Source organism: Mesorhizobium sp. M7A.F.Ca.CA.002.15.2.1 (assembly GCF_003998715.1).
In the GTDB taxonomy this organism is placed as follows: Bacteria; Pseudomonadota; Alphaproteobacteria; order Rhizobiales; family Rhizobiaceae; genus Mesorhizobium; species Mesorhizobium ciceri.
On the sequence record NZ_RZPI01000664.1, the window covers coordinates 1 to 3,021 of the forward strand.

Sequence of the window (3,021 nt, forward strand, 5' to 3'; positions counted from 1 at the left end):
AACACGACCAGCGGCGGATGAACCTCGCGGGCTGAGCGGAATTTCGGCAGGATCAGTTCGCCGCCGGTGCGCGCGGCCGAACGCATCATGGCGCGCGGATCGATGCGGCGGCCATGCGCATCGGCCTTGAAGCGCCGCGTCCGCACCATGTCGAAAGGCAACCGCAACTGCGCGATCGCCTTCTTGGCGTCGGCCATCTCGGCGGCGTTCATCTGGGCAAAATCCTTGGCCCGCAGCACCTCGTTGCCGGAAAAGGTGAAGCGGGCGTCGACCTCGATCTCGGGAATTTCCTGTGGCGGCTGGTTCTTCTGGTGTCCCTCGAACATCGCCTGGCTGACTCGGTTTTCAGCGGCGCGTGGCTTCTGCTTTTCCCTGGTGTCGGGCGCCACCGGCGAAAACATCGCCAGCATCTTTTCGATCAGTTCGCGCGACTTCCAGAACAGCCGGAAGGCCTCGTCGAAAATGGCGTGATCCTCATGCCGCGACACCAGCACGGCGTGCAGCGTCCAGTAGAAATCGTCGCGCGAACCGATGCCCGCGGCGAGCACCGCCTCGATGGCGTCCTTGACCGAGGCCGGCCCGACCCGCATGCCCGCCTTGCGCAAGGTGCGGGCAAAATAGACGATGTTGTCGGCGATCCGCCCGTGCGGCATGGCCTCTTTTGGCTCGGGGCGCGGCATCGCCTACTCCGCCGCCGAAAGCTCGGCCTTCACCTCGTTGAGGATGCGCCGGCCTTCGCCCTGTTCGATGCGGGCAATGTCGTCCTGGTATTTCAACAGCACGCCGATCGTATCGGAGACGGTTTCCGGATCGAGCGCCACCTTGTCGAGCTCGGTCAGCGCGCCGGCCCAGTCGATGGTTTCGGCGACGCCCGGCACCTTGAACAGCTCGATCTGGCGCAGCTTCTGGATGAAGGAGACCACTTCGGCCGAAAGGCGCTGGTTGGCCTGCGGCACCTTGCGGCGCACGATCTCCAACTCGCGCTCGGCATTGGGATAGTCGACCCAGTGATAGAGGCAGCGCCGCTTCAGCGCGTCGTGGATCTCACGGGTGCGGTTGGTGGTGATGATGACGATCGGCGGCTCTTCCGCCTTGATGGTGCCGAGCTCGGGCACCGTCACCTGGAAGTCGGACAGGATTTCGAGCAGGAAGGCCTCGAACGCCTCGTCGGTGCGGTCGAGCTCATCGATCAGGAAAACCGGGGCAGCCCCCGCCTTGCCGGTCAGCGCATCGAGCACCGGGCGGCGGATCAGGTATTTTTCGGAGAAGACGTTGCGCTCCATGGCGGAGCGCTCGACCTTGCCGGCCGCCTCCTCCATGCGGATCTCGATCATCTGCGCGGCGTAGTTCCACTCGTAGACGGCGGACGAGACGTCAAGGCCTTCATAGCATTGCAGGCGGATCAGCCGGCGGCCGAGCGCCTGTGCCAACACCTTGGCGATCTCGGTCTTGCCGACGCCGGCCTCGCCCTCAAGGAAAAGCGGCCGCTTCATACGCAACGACAGGAACAGTACGGTCGCCAGCGACCGGTCCGCCACATAGTCCGCACCGGTCAGGAGATCGAGCGTCTCGTCGATCGTCCGTGGCGCGGCGCGCGGTTTCAGCTCGGTCATTCTTTCTCCGTGAACGCCGCCGCTCCGCTTTCCAGTACGTGGTAGCCGCGGGCGTGATAGATCAGCGGCCGCAAATTATCGCCCATCCGCAGGCCTGTCACCTTGCCAAAAAGCACACGATGGGTGGCCAGGTCCTTGGTATCGATCAATTCGCAGTCGAACACGGCGAGCGCACCCTTCAGCGTCGGCGCGCCGGTGGAGATCACGTCCCATTCGCCGAGCGCGAAGCGCTCCTCGACCGGCAAGCCGGTGATTCCGGAAAAGCCGACTGACAGCGGCTCCTGGTGGGAAGCCAGGGTGTTCAAGGCAAACCTGCCGTTTTTCACGAACGGTTCGTTCTTGGGATTTTCGCGATTGAGACAGACCAGAATGGTCGGCGGGGTGTCCGAAACCGAGCAGGCCGCGATCACCGTCGCGCCGCGCTTGCCGGCCGGCCCGTCGGTGGTGACCACATGGACGTGGCCGGCAAAGTGGCTCATCGCGTCGCGATAGGCCTGCGGCCCAATGTCGTTCTTCTTCAGCACCGTATTTTTTCCATTGTCAGGATCCTATCGACATATATGGCCAGACATAGCCCGCCACAAGCGAAGTGCCTGAGCCATATCCCGAAATTCGCGTGTTGCACCAAGGCCGGGCAGCCTTTAGGTCTTGGCGGCAACAGTGCCGGGAGCGTAGGACCGGCCCGGAGGATCCCATCGCTCGAATGCGACCCAGGACAAGAACAATAGCGGCGCTGTTCTGGCTGTTCCTGGCCAGTGGTGCGGATGCCCGGACGCTGCTGGTCGGCGTCTCGGCGCCCCTGTCGGGACCATCGGCCATTCTCGGCAAGCAGATCGAGGCCGGTACCGGTATGGCCGCCGAAGCGAACGGCATCGAACTCAAGACCGTGGATGACGCCTGCACCGCCGATGGCGGCGCTGCCGCGGCCAGGGAATTCGCAGCCGTCAAGGTCAATATCGTAATCGGCTTTCTCTGCACCGAGGCGATCGGGGCGGCGATGCCGATCCTGAAGGACGCCAACATTCCGGTCATCACCATTGGCGTGCGAACCGAAAGCCTGACCGACCGCCGCGCCAAGACCGGCTGGCCGGTCTATCGCCTCGGACCACGCGGCGACGATGAGCGCAATGCGGTCGCGTCAGCCCTCACCCGCCTGTGGCAAAACGAATTGTTCGCCATTATCGACGACGGCACCATCTACGGCCGTGAAATCGCCGAGACGTTGCGGGCAGCGGCCGAACAGGCAGCGCTGAAACCTGTGTTCGTCGACACGTTCCGGCCCCAGCTCGACAATCAGATCGGCATGATCGGTCGGCTGAAGAAGGCCGGCGCGACGCATGTCTTTGCCGGCGGCGATGGCGACGACATCGCCATCATGGGCCGCGATGCCGCACAGCTTCAGGCGGGC

Annotated in this window: 4 protein-coding genes; 1 reads left to right on the top strand and 3 read right to left on the bottom strand. The window is 64.1% G+C overall.

All coding sequences use genetic code 11. From position 1 onward, the window contains the following. The 3 genes from ENZ74_RS27145 to ENZ74_RS27155 form a co-directional block, all read right to left on the bottom strand. A partial coding sequence (locus tag ENZ74_RS27145) for a VWA domain-containing protein (protein WP_127313118.1) occupies positions 1 to 680 on the bottom strand: 680 nt, incomplete at its 3' end. Positions 681 to 683: 3 nt separating this feature from the next. Then, complete coding sequence (locus tag ENZ74_RS27150; protein ID WP_013532114.1) at positions 684 to 1,613, bottom strand: MoxR family ATPase; 930 nt, start codon at positions 1,611 to 1,613, stop codon at positions 684 to 686. Beyond that, positions 1,610 to 2,137 carry a flavin reductase gene (locus ENZ74_RS27155; protein ID WP_013532115.1) on the bottom strand — a complete coding sequence of 176 codons (528 nt, stop codon included), beginning with the start codon at positions 2,135 to 2,137 and terminating at the stop codon, positions 1,610 to 1,612. Before ENZ74_RS27155 ends, ENZ74_RS27150 begins: the two co-directional genes overlap by 4 nt. Before the next feature lie 179 nt (positions 2,138 to 2,316). On the opposite strand from ENZ74_RS27155, the gene ENZ74_RS27160 reads away from it, so the two are divergent. Continuing rightward, a partial coding sequence (locus tag ENZ74_RS27160; RefSeq protein ID WP_164761244.1) for an ABC transporter substrate-binding protein occupies positions 2,317 to 3,021 on the top strand: 705 nt, incomplete at its 3' end.